Origin of the sequence: Acinetobacter sp. XH1741 (assembly GCF_041021895.1) — a bacterium.
Taxonomy (GTDB): domain Bacteria; phylum Pseudomonadota; class Gammaproteobacteria; order Pseudomonadales; family Moraxellaceae; genus Acinetobacter.
Genome location: NZ_CP157428.1, coordinates 3,812,521 through 3,827,219, shown reverse-complemented (window position 1 = coordinate 3,827,219; position 14,699 = coordinate 3,812,521). Strand labels below are relative to the sequence as shown.

13 protein-coding genes, 2 tRNA genes, 2 rRNA genes and 1 other annotated feature are annotated in these 14,699 nt (G+C 40.7%); of the genes, 9 read left to right on the top strand and 8 right to left on the bottom strand.

What is annotated here, in order from left to right:
• Window positions 1–422: a sequence feature (16S ribosomal RNA rRNA prediction is too short), on the top strand.
• A 59-nt stretch (window positions 423–481) separates the two neighbouring features.
• From ABLB96_RS18365 to rrf, 4 genes are all read left to right on the top strand, one after another.
• Window positions 482–558: transfer RNA gene (locus ABLB96_RS18365), tRNA-Ile, on the top strand.
• 56 nt (window positions 559–614) lie between these two features.
• Window positions 615–690, top strand: a tRNA-Ala gene (locus ABLB96_RS18360).
• A 360-nt stretch (window positions 691–1,050) separates the two neighbouring features.
• Window positions 1,051–3,942, top strand: a 23S ribosomal RNA gene (locus tag ABLB96_RS18355).
• Between the two features lie 177 nt (window positions 3,943–4,119).
• Window positions 4,120–4,234: ribosomal RNA gene (gene rrf, locus ABLB96_RS18350) — 5S ribosomal RNA — on the top strand.
• 103 nt (window positions 4,235–4,337) lie between these two features.
• Here the strand turns inward: rrf and ABLB96_RS18345 are convergent.
• Entirely contained in the window at window positions 4,338–5,711 is a 1,374-nt protein-coding gene (locus tag ABLB96_RS18345) for a dihydrolipoyl dehydrogenase (protein WP_348898362.1), read from the bottom strand.
• Between the two features lie 147 nt (window positions 5,712–5,858).
• Between ABLB96_RS18345 and ABLB96_RS18340 the strand changes: the two genes are divergently transcribed.
• On the top strand, window positions 5,859–7,340 hold the full coding sequence (locus ABLB96_RS18340; RefSeq protein WP_348898361.1) for an Ig-like domain-containing protein: 1,482 nt from the start codon (window positions 5,859–5,861) through the stop codon (window positions 7,338–7,340).
• 288 nt (window positions 7,341–7,628) lie between these two features.
• Here the strand turns inward: ABLB96_RS18340 and ABLB96_RS18335 are convergent, their stop codons facing one another.
• Entirely contained in the window at window positions 7,629–7,964 is a 336-nt protein-coding gene (locus ABLB96_RS18335; RefSeq protein WP_348898360.1) for a TIGR01244 family sulfur transferase, read from the bottom strand.
• Between the two features lie 192 nt (window positions 7,965–8,156).
• On the opposite strand from ABLB96_RS18335, the gene ABLB96_RS18330 reads away from it, so the two are divergent.
• From ABLB96_RS18330 to ABLB96_RS18320, 3 genes are read left to right on the top strand one after another with little or no spacing between them, the layout of a single operon-like run.
• Window positions 8,157–9,053, top strand: a complete 897-nt coding sequence (locus ABLB96_RS18330; protein WP_348898359.1) for an alpha/beta hydrolase — start codon at window positions 8,157–8,159, stop codon at window positions 9,051–9,053.
• Entirely contained in the window at window positions 9,054–9,491 is a 438-nt protein-coding gene (gene trxC / locus ABLB96_RS18325) for a thioredoxin TrxC (RefSeq protein WP_348898358.1), read from the top strand. It abuts the gene before it with no gap.
• Window position 9,492: 1 nt separating this feature from the next.
• Entirely contained in the window at window positions 9,493–9,909 is a 417-nt protein-coding gene (locus ABLB96_RS18320) for an acyl-CoA thioesterase (RefSeq protein WP_002051216.1), read from the top strand.
• A gap of 46 nt (window positions 9,910–9,955) precedes the next feature.
• On the opposite strand, the gene ABLB96_RS18315 is transcribed toward ABLB96_RS18320, so the two are convergent.
• The 3 genes from ABLB96_RS18315 to ABLB96_RS18305 all read right to left on the bottom strand — a co-directional run bounded on the left by ABLB96_RS18315 (window position 9,956) and on the right by ABLB96_RS18305 (window position 11,559).
• Entirely contained in the window at window positions 9,956–10,462 is a 507-nt protein-coding gene (locus ABLB96_RS18315; protein WP_348898357.1) for an ester cyclase, read from the bottom strand.
• Between the two features lie 78 nt (window positions 10,463–10,540).
• A complete protein-coding gene (locus ABLB96_RS18310; RefSeq protein ID WP_348898356.1) occupies window positions 10,541–11,035 on the bottom strand; it encodes a DUF4442 domain-containing protein in 495 nt (164 codons plus the stop codon).
• Window positions 11,036–11,070: 35 nt separating this feature from the next.
• Complete coding sequence (locus tag ABLB96_RS18305) at window positions 11,071–11,559, bottom strand: YajQ family cyclic di-GMP-binding protein (RefSeq protein ID WP_309456753.1); 489 nt, start codon at window positions 11,557–11,559, stop codon at window positions 11,071–11,073.
• Between the two features lie 91 nt (window positions 11,560–11,650).
• Here ABLB96_RS18305 and ABLB96_RS18300 point away from each other — a divergent pair, with 91 nt between their 5' ends.
• Window positions 11,651–11,965 carry a rhodanese-like domain-containing protein gene (locus ABLB96_RS18300; RefSeq protein WP_002051246.1) on the top strand — a complete coding sequence of 105 codons (315 nt, stop codon included), beginning with the start codon at window positions 11,651–11,653 and terminating at the stop codon, window positions 11,963–11,965.
• A 51-nt stretch (window positions 11,966–12,016) separates the two neighbouring features.
• Here the strand turns inward: ABLB96_RS18300 and mnmC are convergent, their stop codons facing one another.
• The 3 genes from mnmC to ABLB96_RS18285 are packed head-to-tail and all read right to left on the bottom strand — an operon-like array spanning window position 12,017 to window position 14,689.
• Window positions 12,017–13,891, bottom strand: a complete 1,875-nt coding sequence (gene mnmC / locus ABLB96_RS18295) for an FAD-dependent 5-carboxymethylaminomethyl-2-thiouridine(34) oxidoreductase MnmC (protein ID WP_348898355.1) — start codon at window positions 13,889–13,891, stop codon at window positions 12,017–12,019.
• Window positions 13,892–13,914: 23 nt separating this feature from the next.
• Window positions 13,915–14,382: a hypothetical protein gene (locus tag ABLB96_RS18290; protein WP_348898354.1), complete on the bottom strand. Its 468-nt coding sequence runs from the start codon at window positions 14,380–14,382 to the stop codon at window positions 13,915–13,917.
• A gap of 4 nt (window positions 14,383–14,386) precedes the next feature.
• Window positions 14,387–14,689, bottom strand: a complete 303-nt coding sequence (locus tag ABLB96_RS18285) for a YciI family protein (protein WP_348898353.1) — start codon at window positions 14,687–14,689, stop codon at window positions 14,387–14,389.
• Window positions 14,690–14,699 lie beyond the last annotated feature (10 nt).

The window sequence follows — 14,699 nt, the reverse complement described above, 5'->3', positions numbered from 1 at the left end:
TATTTGCCAGCGAGTAATGTCGGGAACTTTAAGGATACTGCCAGTGACAAACTGGAGGAAGGCGGGGACGACGTCAAGTCATCATGGCCCTTACGGCCAGGGCTACACACGTGCTACAATGGTCGGTACAAAGGGTTGCTACACAGCGATGTGATGCTAATCTCAAAAAGCCGATCGTAGTCCGGATTGGAGTCTGCAACTCGACTCCATGAAGTCGGAATCGCTAGTAATCGCGGATCAGAATGCCGCGGTGAATACGTTCCCGGGCCTTGTACACACCGCCCGTCACACCATGGGAGTTTGTTGCACCAGAAGTAGCTAGCCTAACTGCAAAGAGGGCGGTTACCACGGTGTGGCCGATGACTGGGGTGAAGTCGTAACAAGGTAGCCGTAGGGGAACCTGCGGCTGGATCACCTCCTTAACGAAAGATTGACGATTGGTAAGAATCCACAACAAGTTGTTCTTCATAGATGTATCTGAGGGTCTGTAGCTCAGTTGGTTAGAGCACACGCTTGATAAGCGTGGGGTCACAAGTTCAAGTCTTGTCAGACCCACCATGACTTTGACTGGTTGAAGTTATAGATAAAAAGATACATGACTGATGATGTAAGCTGGGGACTTAGCTTAGTTGGTAGAGCGCCTGCTTTGCACGCAGGAGGTCAGGAGTTCGACTCTCCTAGTCTCCACCAGAACTTAAGAGAAGTTCGGATTACAGAAATTAGTAAATAGAGATTGAGATCTTGGTTTATTAACTTCTGTGATTTAAGTATCACGGTATTAAGCATGACCTGACGAAGGCATGTTTATTCATTAACAGATTGGCAAAATTGAGTCTGAAATAAATTGTTCACTCAATAACAAAGAGAGATGAAGTAATTCTGATCTTGGAGTTAATTGAGAACTAGCAAATTAACTGAATCAAGCGTTTTGGTATATGAATTTAGATTGAAGCTGTACAGTGTTTAAGTACACAGACAACAGATAGTAGCGATGAAGAATCGCACGGACAACACTCACTTGTAGGTGTTGACGACTGTTTGGGGTTGTATAGTCAAGTAATTAAGTGCATGTGGTGGATGCCTTGGCAGTCAGAGGCGATGAAAGACGTGATAGCCTGCGAAAAGCTCCGGGGAGGCGGCAAATATCCTTTGATCCGGAGATTTCTGAATGGGGGAACCCACCTACTTTAAGGTAGGTATTGCAACATGAATACATAGTGTTGCAAAGCGAACGAGGGGAAGTGAAACATCTCAGTACCCTTAGGAAAAGAAATCAATTGAGATTCCCTCAGTAGCGGCGAGCGAACGGGGATCAGCCCATTAAGTTATGTGTGTTTTAGTGGAACGCTCTGGGAAGTGCGAACGTAGAGGGTGATATTCCCGTACACGAAAGGGCACACATAATGATGACGAGTAGGGCGAGGCACGTGAAACCTTGTCTGAATATGGGGGGACCATCCTCCAAGGCTAAATACTCCTGACTGACCGATAGTGAACCAGTACCGTGAGGGAAAGGCGAAAAGAACCCCTGTGAGGGGAGTGAAATAGATCCTGAAACCGCATGCATACAAGCAGTGGGAGCCGACTTGTTCGGTGACTGCGTACCTTTTGTATAATGGGTCAGCGACTTATATTCAGTAGCGAGGTTAACCGTATAGGGGAGCCGTAGAGAAATCGAGTCTTAATAGGGCGTTTAGTTGCTGGGTATAGACCCGAAACCAGGCGATCTATCCATGAGCAGGTTGAAGGTTGGGTAACACTAACTGGAGGACCGAACCCACTGTCGTTGAAAAGCCAGGGGATGACTTGTGGATAGGGGTGAAAGGCTAATCAAGCCTGGTGATAGCTGGTTCTCCCCGAAAGCTATTTAGGTAGCGCCTCGGACGAATACCATAGGGGGTAGAGCACTGTTTCGGCTAGGGGGTCATCCCGACTTACCAAACCGATGCAAACTCCGAATACCTATGAGTACTATCCGGGAGACAGACTGCGGGTGCTAACGTCCGTAGTCAAGAGGAAAACAATCCAGACCGCCAGCTAAGGCCCCAAAATCATAGTTAAGTGGGAAACGATGTGGGAAGGCATAGACAGCTAGGAGGTTGGCTTAGAAGCAGCCACCCTTTAAAGAAAGCGTAATAGCTCACTAGTCGAGTCGGCCTGCGCGGAAGATGTAACGGGGCTAAAACTATGTGCCGAAGCTGCGGATTTGACATTAGTCAAGTGGTAGGGGAGCGTTCTGTAAGCCGATGAAGGTGTATTGAGAAGTATGCTGGAGGTATCAGAAGTGCGAATGCTGACGTGAGTAACGACAAAACGGGTGAAAAACCCGTTCGCCGAAAGACCAAGGGTTCCAGTCCAACGTTAATCGGGGCTGGGTGAGTCGACCCCTAAGGCGAGGCCGAAAGGCGTAGTCGATGGGAAATTGGTTAATATTCCAATACTTCTGTGTAATGCGATGAGAGGACGGAGAAGGTTAAGTCAGCCTGGCGTTGGTTGTCCAGGTGGAAGGATGTAGGTATGTATCTTAGGCAAATCCGGGGTACTCTATACTGAGATCCGATAGCAAGCTGTACTTGTACAGTGAAGTGGCTGATACCATGCTTCCAGGAAAAGTCTCTAAGCTTCAGTTACACAGGAATCGTACCCGAAACCGACACAGGTGGTCAGGTCGAGTAGACCAAGGCGCTTGAGAGAACTCTGCTGAAGGAACTAGGCAAAATGGTACCGTAACTTCGGGAGAAGGTACGCTGTTGTTGGTGATGGAACTTGCTTCCTGAGCTGATGACAGCCGCAGAAACCAGGCCGCTGCAACTGTTTATTAAAAACATAGCACTCTGCAAACACGAAAGTGGACGTATAGGGTGTGATGCCTGCCCGGTGCTGGAAGGTTAATTGATGGGGTTAGCGTAAGCGAAGCTCTTGATCGAAGCCCCAGTAAACGGCGGCCGTAACTATAACGGTCCTAAGGTAGCGAAATTCCTTGTCGGGTAAGTTCCGACCTGCACGAATGGCATAATGATGGCGGCGCTGTCTCCAGCAGAGGCTCAGTGAAATCGAAATCGCTGTGAAGATGCAGTGTACCCGCGGCTAGACGGAAAGACCCCGTGAACCTTTACTGCAGCTTGACACTGAACTTTGACCTTACTTGTGTAGGATAGGTGGGAGGCTTTGAAGTTGGAACGCTAGTTCCAATGGAGCCGTCCTTGAAATACCACCCTGGTAATGTTGAGGTTCTAACTCTGTCCCGTTATCCGGGACGAGGACCGTGTCTGGTGGGTAGTTTGACTGGGGCGGTCTCCTCCTAAAGAGTAACGGAGGAGTACGAAGGTGCGCTCAGCGTGGTCGGAAATCACGCGTAGAGTATAAAGGCAAAAGCGCGCTTAACTGCGAGACCCACAAGTCGAGCAGGTACGAAAGTAGGTCTTAGTGATCCGGTGGTTCTGTATGGAAGGGCCATCGCTCAACGGATAAAAGGTACTCTGGGGATAACAGGCTGATACCGCCCAAGAGTTCATATCGACGGCGGTGTTTGGCACCTCGATGTCGGCTCATCTCATCCTGGGGCTGAAGCAGGTCCCAAGGGTATGGCTGTTCGCCATTTAAAGAGGTACGCGAGCTGGGTTTAGAACGTCGTGAGACAGTTCGGTCCCTATCTACCGTGGGCGCTGGAAATTTGAGAGGATCTGCTCCTAGTACGAGAGGACCAGAGTGGACGAACCTCTGGTGTACCGGTTGTGACGCCAGTCGCATCGCCGGGTAGCTATGTTCGGAAGGGATAACCGCTGAAAGCATCTAAGCGGGAAGCCTACCTCAAGATAAGATTTCCCTAGGACTTTATGTCCTCTAAAGAGCCGTTCGAGACTAGGACGTTGATAGGTTGGATGTGGAAGCATAGCGATATGTGAAGCTGACCAATACTAATTGCTCGTGAGGCTTGACTATACAACACCCAAGCAGTTGTATATAAAGCATCAATCGATTCATTATCATACTAAGTAACTTGATTTAGTTATTCCACTAGTTAAAATGAACAAGTTCAGATTCAATCAGCCCATCTGTAAAGATTTGGAAAACGCATTGGCAGACAATAAGACCAAGGCAAGTATCCATAACAGTTGTGCTGGCGACCATAGCAAGAGTGAACCACCTGATCCCTTCCCGAACTCAGAAGTGAAACCTCTTAGCGCTGATGGTAGTGTGGGGTTACCCATGTGAGAGTAAGTCATCGCCAGCTCATTATTCAAACACCCCAATCTCAAAAGAGCTTGGGGTGTTTTTTTATGTGCGCGAAATAAATAAGAGCCCACTTTAAAATTAAGAAAATCCTTCTAAAGGTATTATTTTAACTGTCTACGTGCATGTTTTAGAGCTGTGCGTAGTCCTTCTTCAAGAGTGGGATGATAAAAAGGCTTTTCTAAAATGTCATTTAATGATAATTCTTCACTAATGATCCAGCTTAATAGGTGAGCCATATGTTCTGTTGCTTCGGTAAACAGCTCTGCACCAAGTAGCTTTTGCGTTTCTCGTTCTATATAAACTTCAATAGCGCCCTTATTTTTCCCAAGTACAATAGCTCTTCCTTGTCTTTCATAAGAGACTTCACCCGTGACAAAGTCTATGCCATTATCTTTTAGCTGTTTATAACTTTGTCCCACAATTGCCATTTCTGGGTGGCTAAATACAATTCCTAAGGGAGTGAGTGTTTTAACCGTATTAACCTGTGGATAATTCAGACAGTTATAAACAACTTTTTTCCCTTCATGCGCTGCTTCATGTTGTAAGGGGGTTGAAGTATAAGCATCTCCTACAATAAAAATTGGATGCTTATCTAACTGTTTTGTCTTTGCATCTATGGGTAACAACTTAATATCAATAAAAGATTTATCAATATTATCTAGCTTTAGAGTATCAAGTAGGCTTGAACGACCTGTTGCAGATAAAACATAGTCGGTTTTAATAGAATATTCTTTTTCGTCAACTTTATAATTTAATATAACACCATCAGAAGTAGACTTTACTTCGGTCGGTAATGTCTCAAATAAAAGGTTTAAATCTTTACTTAACTCTTCTTGAGCAAGTTGCTGTAATTTAGAGCTAGTAAATATTCCAATTCTTTTACTTCGTGCAAATATAGTTGTTTCTACATCTAAACGATGTAATGCTTGTGCAATCTCGAGGGCAATTACACCACTTCCAATAATAGCAATAGATTTAGGTAGTTTTTCTAATTCAAATATTTGATCTGTAGTGATAAAACGCTCACCTAATTCTTTTTTCCAAGCTTGGTCATAATTAGGTGTAGAGCCTACTGCTAGAATAAAGCTTTTTGATTGGTACTGTTTACCATTAACTTCTATAGTTTGTGGATCAATAAAATATGCTTTACCTGAAATTTTATGTTCAGTTGGCCACTGTTCTACATCTTTTAGGGTAGCTTTTGTAAAACGGTCACGTAAAGTTTGTACATGTTGCATAACTTGATCAGTGTTAATATCTACTGAAGCATTCAGTCCAACTTCTTGAGCATTTTGTATGTCATACATACGATTTGCTGTAGAGATTAAAACTTTACTTGGCATACACCCTACACGTGCGCAACTGGTATCCCATGGTCCATCATTTATAATTAAAATATTATTGGTAAATTTTACTGCTTCTTTATAGGCGCTAATACCAGCCGTACCTGCGCCAATGATAATAATATCGAACATTATAAATCCCAATATTTAAGAATTTTGCATTTAATAAGTTACATAATAAAACACAATGTAATTTATGTTTACAGAGTGTGGCGAATATGATTACACTAATAATATAAATAATTAAAAAATCTTATACCTTTAGGAAAGATTGGGGAAATGAAAAGTATGTATAAAAAACAACTTACCTTGAAGTTGTCGGCTATTGCTGTATCAATTATGTTAGCGAGTTGTGGTGGGGGAGGCGGCGATGGTTATTACCAGAGTGGTTCATCAAATAGTAGTAATTCCTCATCTGGAAGTAATAATTCTGGATCTCAACAAACGACTGCTACAGCATTAAAGATAGAGCTAGATAAATTATCAGTTGCGGCGACGAATGATACTTTAACAGTTACAGTTAGAGCTTTAGATAAAAATAAAGGTGGCGTTGCTGGTGCTAATGTTACTTTGGCATTAGTTGATCCAACCAATAATGCTTCTATAGAAGGAGTGTCTACTCAAACTACAGATGCAGCAGGTAATGCCGTATACATTATAAAAACTCCAAAAACATCAAGTTCAATAAATGAGCTGGTGAAAAATGGTTTTAAATTAATTGCATCTACAAATAATGATACGCTGACTCAAGAACAAACTGTAACAGTCACAGGTAGTGATAGTACTGTTGAAGCTGATACCACCAGTATTGTTTTGTTTGATGCTACAAAAACTTCTTTAAATGTTAGGGGCGATCAAACAACTGTTACATTAACAGCTGTAGATGCAAATGGTTCAACTTTAGCAAATCAAGCGATCACGCTTAAAGTTAGAAACTCAGCGTCAAATGGCGTTAGATTTACACCAAATGCGACGCAAACTGATGCCAATGGTCAGATCACCTACACTTTATCCTTTAGTGAAAATCAAAGAGCGTCATCATATAGTGCAGCACAGTTTGTAACAGATGATCTTGTTTTAGAAGCTAACTTTGGTCAATCAACAAAAGTTTATACGTATAAACTCGATGTTGTTAATTCTGATGTGCCGGTAGCGGTTGGTGCTATTGCTGTAGCATATAATCCGACAACAATGGAAGACTCCAGTGATGGTGTTTACTACTATAAAAATATTTCAGTACAAGTGACTGATGTTGATGGTAAACCTATACCAAATCAAGACGTAACAATGGGGGTCAATGCGCTTGCTTATTATAAGGGGCAATTTGCTTTTGTTGACACGTCTACTCCTGCAGATGGTAAGCCAGATGAATATTTACCTGTTACTAGAGCTGCATGTACTTCACCAGTTCAAGCCGTAAATGTTAACGGTGAGGTTGTTAATCAATTAAAGCCGCTTAAAGAAAATTCTACAGTCCAAGTTGTATCGTATATTAATAGTGCAGGTACTGCTGCAACCAATAATAAATATACAACAGATGGAAATGGTCGTTTTGATCTTAAGATTCAATACCCTAAAATTTATGCATCTTGGTTAACGGTTCAGTTAACGGCTAAATCTACAGTTTCGGGAAGTTTGATTAAAGGATCTACATCTTTAACTTTAGGTTATTTAACTAAAGATGTTACCGTGAGTGAACTTAATGCTCCGAATATATTAAGCCCATATGGAATCGATCCAAACTGTTCAAATGGTAATTAATATAAAAGAAGCAGCTTAAATGCTGCTTCTTTTTTTAGAGTTGTGTTCCCATGCTTACACCTACTGTAGGGCGTACCTGCATTGATGAACATGCGCTAAGAATAAGACAACCGATTAGTAAGAAGATAAGTTTATTCATGAGAGAACTGAAAAATTTAAAATGATTTAAATACTTTAGCTGAAGACCAGTTTTATATCTGTTGAATTGATGCAGTTGTATATATTTTTTTATTAAAAAAGCTCTATCTTTAAATAAAAATAGAGCTTTTAGTAATTGTATTCAAAGAATTAATCGTCTAATAAATCCATTTGTTTTGCTAATTGATAAAGATTGTTTGAACGGTTCCCTGTACGGCAGAACATAAGTACCGGTTTTGGAAGTTCATTATAATGATTTGCAAAAGTACGTACATCAAGCTCGGTAATTTGACCTGCAACTACAGGTTGGTAAACATAATCAAGCCCTGCTTGACGTGCTGCTTCTTCAATTTGAGAGCTTGTTGGTTGTTCTGGACCGCCTTCCATGTCAGGGCGGTTATTAATAATAGATTTAAATCCTTTTTCTACAACTTGACCAACATGTTCTGGACCAATTTGACCTGCGAAACCAACATTATCTGACATTTCGTCACTCCAAAATTTAATAAAACATCTTATGCTGTATCATAGCATTAAGCTTAACCTGAGATACAAGACACTAAAACGTTGTTCCTACATAGATAAAACTTATGTCATAGAACAGCTCTAGATTTTAAAAAGGCGATCAGGATGTTTTTTGTAAATTCAATACTTCGACCATAATGCCACGGAGTACATATGCACGCTTATACGGTTGAGCCTTTATATGTTCCATGTGATCAGGAAATGATCGCAGCTGACTTTTATATTCCAAAAACAAATAATAAATCTGCAGTGATTATTATGGCACATGGTTTTGCTGGATTACGTCAATTCAAACTTGTTCAGTATGCTCAGCGTTTTGCTCAAGCAGGTTATGCTGTCATTTTGTTTGATTATCGATATTGGGGAGGCAGTACAGGTAAGCCTCGAGAGATGATTTCAATCAATTCTCAGCTAGAAGACTGGAAGACGGTCATTCAATATGCTTCTACTTGTAAACTCATAGATAATCGAAGAATTGTATTGTGGGGAACTTCTTTAAGTGGAGGTTATGCTTTAAGTCTAGCCTCTGAATTAAAAAATATTCAGGCCATTATGGTACAAATTCCATATGTAGACGGTGCAGAAACAGCAAAACTATATCCCTTACAGCGCTATCCCCAAGCTTTGAAGTTGTCGAGCCAAGATTATATGGGTTCAAAAATGGGCCTTAATCCAAAGAGATTGCCTGTTGTTGATCAGCATAAATTATGTTTTATGCCAACAGCAGATAGCTATTATGGGTATTTATCGATTGTAAATCCTGATTATTACTGGAGCGGGGAAGTCCCAGCACGAGTCTTCTTTAATTTGATGCGTTATCGACCAATTCAACTCGTACGTCAGATTAATATTCCCGTTTTATTTATTGCTGCTCAAAATGATTCTTTGATCCCGATTGAGTCTAGCCGTGAAGCTGCGACTAATATTGCACCTTTTGTGAGTTATCATGAGTGGGATATGAAACATTTTGATATCTATCACGGTTCATGGTTTGAAAAAGCAGTGACGACCCAATTAGAATTTTTACATCAGCATATAGGAGTGATGTAAATGATTATTGTATGTGCATCTTGTGGTGCAAAGAATAGAGTTCCAGAGGAAAAACTTAGCGCGCAGCCGAGTTGTGGGCAATGTCATCAACCATTATTGCCACTTGCGCCGATTGAGTTAAATGAACAGAATTTTAGTAACTACATCACGAATAGTGATCTCCCTATTTTGATAGATTTATGGGCAGAATGGTGCGGACCTTGTAAAATGATGGCACCACATTTTGCACAAGTTGCAAAACAGAATCCACGTGTTATTTTTGCCAAGATTAATACTGAAGAGTCTCCTCGCTTAAGCCAAGCGTTTAATGTGAGAAGTATTCCTACGGTTGTATTAATGAATAAAACGACAGAAGTTGCTCGAATGAGCGGTGCATTACGCGCTCCTGAGTTGCAGCAGTGGCTAGATCAACAACTTCAAACGAATTTCGGGAGCTAAGGTGTCAGAAGCTTATACCAAACCAGAAGGAATTTTATCCTTACAAACCATTGCTATGCCAGCAGATACAAACTGGAGTGGTGATGTGTTTGGTGGGTGGATCGTGTCACAAATGGACTTGGCTGGAGCAATTCACGCGGAGCGTTTTAGCCGCGGACGCTGTGCTACGATTTCCATTAATCAGATGACCTTTTTGGTTCCGGTAAAAGTAGGCTTCGTCATTAGCTGCTATACCAAAATCTTAAAAGTGGGTAATACGTCTATTCAAATGCAAATTGAAGTATGGGATAGTCATGATGACTCACGTGCACCAATTCGTATTACTGAAGGGGTCTTTACCTTTGTTGCTGTTGATGTAAAAGGTAACAAGCGCCAGATTCCTGAAGAAGCGAAACAGAAATTCTTAGAAACTCAATAAAGCCTATAAAGCCTGAATATGAGTATTCAGGCTTTAATTTTTATAACTAAAACATTGTATTAGAATTTTTACTTTGCTCAGGAATGTTTTGTATAACGTCCCAATGTTCTACGATTTTTCCATTTTCTACACGAAAAATATCAACAATTGCTCTGCCTCTATCTTTTTCATTTTCAGTAGAGTGAATGTGTAAAACAACGAGATTACCTTCGGCAATTACCTGTTTAATTTCATTTTTAGCTTGTGGATTTTTTTGGAATTTCTCAGTGAAGAAGTTAACAAAAGGTGCTTTTCCATCTGGAACGTTAGGATTGTGCTGAATATATTGTTGACCAATATAGCGGTCGGCATATTCTTTAACCTTATGTTTTAAAAAGACACCTTCATAAAAATCGGTGACAATTTTTTTATTTTGTGCACTTAGTTTATCGACTGTCTCAGTTTTGGCTTGAACAATTTTACTGGTTTTACTTGTGGGTGCGGTAGCGTGAGTAGCCACTGCTGTAAATATAAAACTGGTAAATAACGAGGATAGAATCAGTATTTTTTTCATTTTTGACCTCAAGATACAAAAAAATTAATTTTTATATCCTGAGGTAAATAAAAATCTAAAAATATTTTAGATTAGTTATTATTTCTTACGTTTAGGTAACCATGCCCAAAGCATTTGACATTGGATGGGTTCATTGCCTGCATCATCAATGACAGTAACTGGAATAATAAGTTCGCCTTTCTCATGCTCAGCAATATATTTTTGCTGTTCAGTAGAGAGAGTCGCGGTTGCTGTCAAGCCACCTTCAACCACCTTTAAATAATCAACATGCAATGATTTGATCAATAAAATGCGGTTATCAGGAATATGTAACCCAGTTAGAAAACCTGTCGCAGTCTCTGCTAAAAGTGCCATAGCAGCAGCATGGACACCTTTAATATGGTTCTGCATGTTTTTCTGGTTCTCTAAACGAACAGTAACATGGTTTATATCGACTTCTAGATAGCGAATATTGGCTGTACCCACCATTGGCACAATACGGCCAAATGCCTTGCTCCAAAGCGTACTTCGAATACCTTTAGGAAACTTTGAAGTGGCTTTTACCAGTTTTAATAGTCGATTGGATTGAGACATGGGATTACCTTAACTTTGAATGTCACTAAAAGATATTAATCTTTAAAGTTATTAAACTGTAATGGCACACCGAATTGTTGTTCACGTAAAAAATTCATGACTTGTTGCAAAGTGTCACGTTTTTTATCGGTCACACGGATTTTGTCGCCTTGGATAGAAGATTGCACTTTAACGCCACTTTCTTTAATGGCTTTATTAATTTTTTTTGCAGTATCTGAGTCAAGACCGTCTTTAAGTTTAATGACTTGTACAAAATTTTTGCCTGAAGCAGCAGCTTTTTGTGGATCAAGTGCTTGAACATCAATTTTACGTTTATAAAAGTGATTTTCTAACATGTTGTAAACTTGTTCACACTGGAAATCACTTTCTGTGCTGATTTTAATCTCTTTATTTTTTTCGTTTAATTCGATTGAAACATCGTGACCACGGAAGTCAAAGCGTGTTGCAATCTCTTTTTGTGTGTTTTGTACAGCATGATTAACTTCAAATAACTCTAATTCAGAGACAATATCGAAAGAAGGCATAGTTTAGACCTTTACAAAGTGAAAGAATATTTGAGATGCTAAGAGGGTTTTCTTCATTTGCCAAGTGTTGTTTACATCAAAGGAGTGCACAATGATCCGTAAACAAGAAATTACAACATTTGAGTTCCCAGAAAATGCTGTTATCTGGGATGTCCGTGATTCAAGTGCTTATGCAGAAGGGCATGTTAAAGGTGCGGTAAGTCGCCCGATTAATGATTTAAATGCTGATATTTTGAACCAGGTCGCTGCGGATCAGCCGATTTATATTTTATGTGGTGGTGGTAGCAAAGCTCCTCGTGCAGCTGAGAAACTAGAAGACTTAGATGCCTCGCGTGAATATGTCGTGCTGATGGGGGGGACGCGTGCAGCTCGTGATGCAGGTTTACCTCTAGAGCAGGGCGCATAAAAAAAGCACCTTCGGGTGCTTTTTTATTGGAACCAAATTTTCTCAAGTGCACTATTGAGATTTAAAATAAGGTTTCTTCGGTTTAACTTTCTTTTCAAAGCGCTTGGCATTTAATTTCTGTAATAGATTGTCCGGTACTGGACAACCTTCACCTAAAACTTGGGCGACAAGTACTTCGCTGCAAAGTGGCGCAAATAAAAAACCTTTTGAGCCTAAACCTGCAAAGGTAGAAATACGGTTGTCGTTCTGCATTTTTCCAACGACTGGGAAATAATCTGGACTTTGAGCGCGAACAGCTGCTCGACCTTGCCATTGTTCTACGGGTGGTAATTGTTTTGTATAACTCGGGAAGACGCTGTGGATTAAATCAAAGTTATGCACATGGTCATCGTTAAGTACTTCTTGGTCTTCTCGGTTTGGATAGAAAGAAGCCCCTAAAATAAGGTGTGAAGCGTCGAGCTGCATGCAATAACCACCATAGCTATACGCTTCGTTTAAAGGAAGAGCGGCAAGAGAATTATTAACCCAGCTCACTTGTCCACGTATTGGCTTTAAATGTGGATAGCTTTCAAATAAAGCAGTACTTTCTCGTGCACAGCACACTACAACATGATCTGCTTCAGCAATGATTTCATGATCACTCTTTAATTGAACTTTATTTTCAAAAGAAACAAGTGCTGTGATATGAGCAATTTTTAGTTCAATGCATGGATGCTGCAAAATTTCATCACGTAACTGGTGCGGAGAAACTGCTCCAGCCTCACTCAATAGAATGTGTGGATAATCCGATTCAAGTGAACTTCTTTGGCAACTGACAATATCAGCAGGATATTGGTGAGCAAGATCGAGAAGGTCTTCTGCATTCTTTAATGCCATTTGTTGTATTTGAATCGGGCGAAATGCTTGGAAGTTTTTATAGAAATTCAGCGCATGTTGCCAGCTTAAAGTCATAAGATGCTCATGACTTTGTTCAATCGGGCATAGTTTAGGATTAAGCAGTGCCAAAGGGTTACCAGAAGCGCCTGAGAGGGCTGCTGTGCGCTCGAACAGCGTAACTTGATGACCACGCTCTGCAAATGCCCACGCTGTGCTTAAACCGGCAATTCCTGCGCCAATAACAGCAATCTTCTGCTGTGTAAAACTTAAAGAATGGTTTTTATTTATTTCTGAAGGAATTTCTTCATTTAATGAAGGTTTCCAAATTGCTTTAAGCATTTCTCGTTTATGGCCAAAACCGCGAGGACGTGAAATATCAATACCGTGCGACTTTAATCCACGTTTTAAAACACCCGCTACACTAAATGAGGCAAATGTAGTGCCATAGTCAGAGAGTCGTACAATATTGTTTAAAACGTTCTGTTCCCACATATCGGGATTACAAGAAGGTGCAAACCCATCTAAAAACCATGCATTTACTGCTTTGGTTTTTACCATACTTGGGAAAATATCCTGTGCATCTCCTAGCCATAGATCAATACTGAAGCGTTCTTCTGGAAAGCTTAAGCGATGACAACCTGCTAGGGGTAAGGGATATTGCTCAATCAGTTGCTTGGCAAGTGGTTTAAGCTCATCCCATACATTCAGTGCACGAATAAGGTCTGCTTTATTTAATGGGAATTTTTCAACGCTAATCGCATGTAAATGACTGTGATTATTTGGACGAACCTGCTGCCAAAGTTGCCAGAGTGCAAGAATATTTAAACCCGTACCAAAACCGGTTTCTCCTACACTAAAATATTCAAAGTCTTGTAAATTGGCTAATCGTTCTGATAAGTCATTACCATTTAGAAATACATGACGTGTTTCAAGCAGACCATTATCTTTAGAAAAATAGACATCACCAAATTGTTTGGAAATGGGAACCTCAATACCATCAATAGATTCCCAATCCAGCTCAGCAGTTTGTATACAGTTTGATTTGTTCATTCGGTTTAATAAGTCGCCCAGAATTACCACTGACGACGACGTTTGGTGTAAACATAACTAGCGATAAAGAAACCAAGTAGTACGCCACCTGCAAGCGTTACTGCGCCATATAAGAACATTTGGGCACTACGCTCACTTTGCAATACTTGCACCTGAACCGACAAGTTATCGTTTTTTAACTGTAACTCTTGGTTTTGGGCAAGTGCTTCAAGATTTGCATGTTCTAGCTGTTTAAGACGAGAAGCTTGATCTTGGACTAACGCTTTGATTTTTGCATCTTGCTGCTGTTTATTCTTTGCAATTTGCTCTGCTGTAAGCGGCTGATTGGTAGTAGGTGCTGAAGCCGTTGGTTTAGCCACAGTTGCAGCAGTAGGCGCTGGTTTAGCAGCCTGAGTTGAAGGTGTAGTTGCTGGTGTTGCAGCAGGTTCAACGGCGCCGGCAGTTGAACATATCAAACACAAGCCAAGAAAGCTTTTGGTTGCAAGCTGCATGCGTTTACCCTTTTGGAAATGCTTTATTAAATGGTTTAACATCGATATGGCCATAAATGCCTTCTTTAAGAAATGGTTCTTCTTTTAACCATTCGTCTAAGGCTTCACGACTATCAAACTCCACAATCATGGTGCTGCCATAAAAACCAGCTTTGGGATCATTAGGGTCTTTAGGCATAGCTCCAGCGACAACAAGACGACCTTCATCATCAAGTTTTTGCAAACGTTCGATATGCTGAGGGCGGACCGCTAAACGTTTCTCTAGAGTTCCTTCGTTATCGGTACAGCTTAGAACAAAAAAAGGCATGTAATCGTAT

Bases quoted from the DNA above. Each gene is read 5' to 3' on its own strand.
- ABLB96_RS18345 (WP_348898362.1), bottom strand. From the start codon at position 5,711: ATGTTCGATATTATTATCATTGGCGCAGGTACGGCTGGTATTAGCGCC.
- ABLB96_RS18340 (WP_348898361.1), top strand. From the start codon at position 5,859: ATGAAAAGTATGTATAAAAAACAACTTACCTTGAAGTTGTCGGCTATT.
- ABLB96_RS18335 (WP_348898360.1), bottom strand. From the start codon at position 7,964: ATGTCAGATAATGTTGGTTTCGCAGGTCAAATTGGTCCAGAACATGTT.
- ABLB96_RS18330 (WP_348898359.1), top strand. From the start codon at position 8,157: ATGCACGCTTATACGGTTGAGCCTTTATATGTTCCATGTGATCAGGAA.
- trxC (WP_348898358.1), top strand. From the start codon at position 9,054: ATGATTATTGTATGTGCATCTTGTGGTGCAAAGAATAGAGTTCCAGAG.
- ABLB96_RS18315 (WP_348898357.1), bottom strand. From the start codon at position 10,462: ATGAAAAAAATACTGATTCTATCCTCGTTATTTACCAGTTTTATATTT.
- ABLB96_RS18310 (WP_348898356.1), bottom strand. From the start codon at position 11,035: ATGTCTCAATCCAATCGACTATTAAAACTGGTAAAAGCCACTTCAAAG.
- ABLB96_RS18305 (WP_309456753.1), bottom strand. From the start codon at position 11,559: ATGCCTTCTTTCGATATTGTCTCTGAATTAGAGTTATTTGAAGTTAAT.
- ABLB96_RS18300 (WP_002051246.1), top strand. From the start codon at position 11,651: ATGATCCGTAAACAAGAAATTACAACATTTGAGTTCCCAGAAAATGCT.
- mnmC (WP_348898355.1), bottom strand. From the start codon at position 13,891: ATGAACAAATCAAACTGTATACAAACTGCTGAGCTGGATTGGGAATCT.
- ABLB96_RS18290 (WP_348898354.1), bottom strand. From the start codon at position 14,382: ATGCAGCTTGCAACCAAAAGCTTTCTTGGCTTGTGTTTGATATGTTCA.
- ABLB96_RS18285 (WP_348898353.1), bottom strand. From the start codon at position 14,689: ATGCCTTTTTTTGTTCTAAGCTGTACCGATAACGAAGGAACTCTAGAG.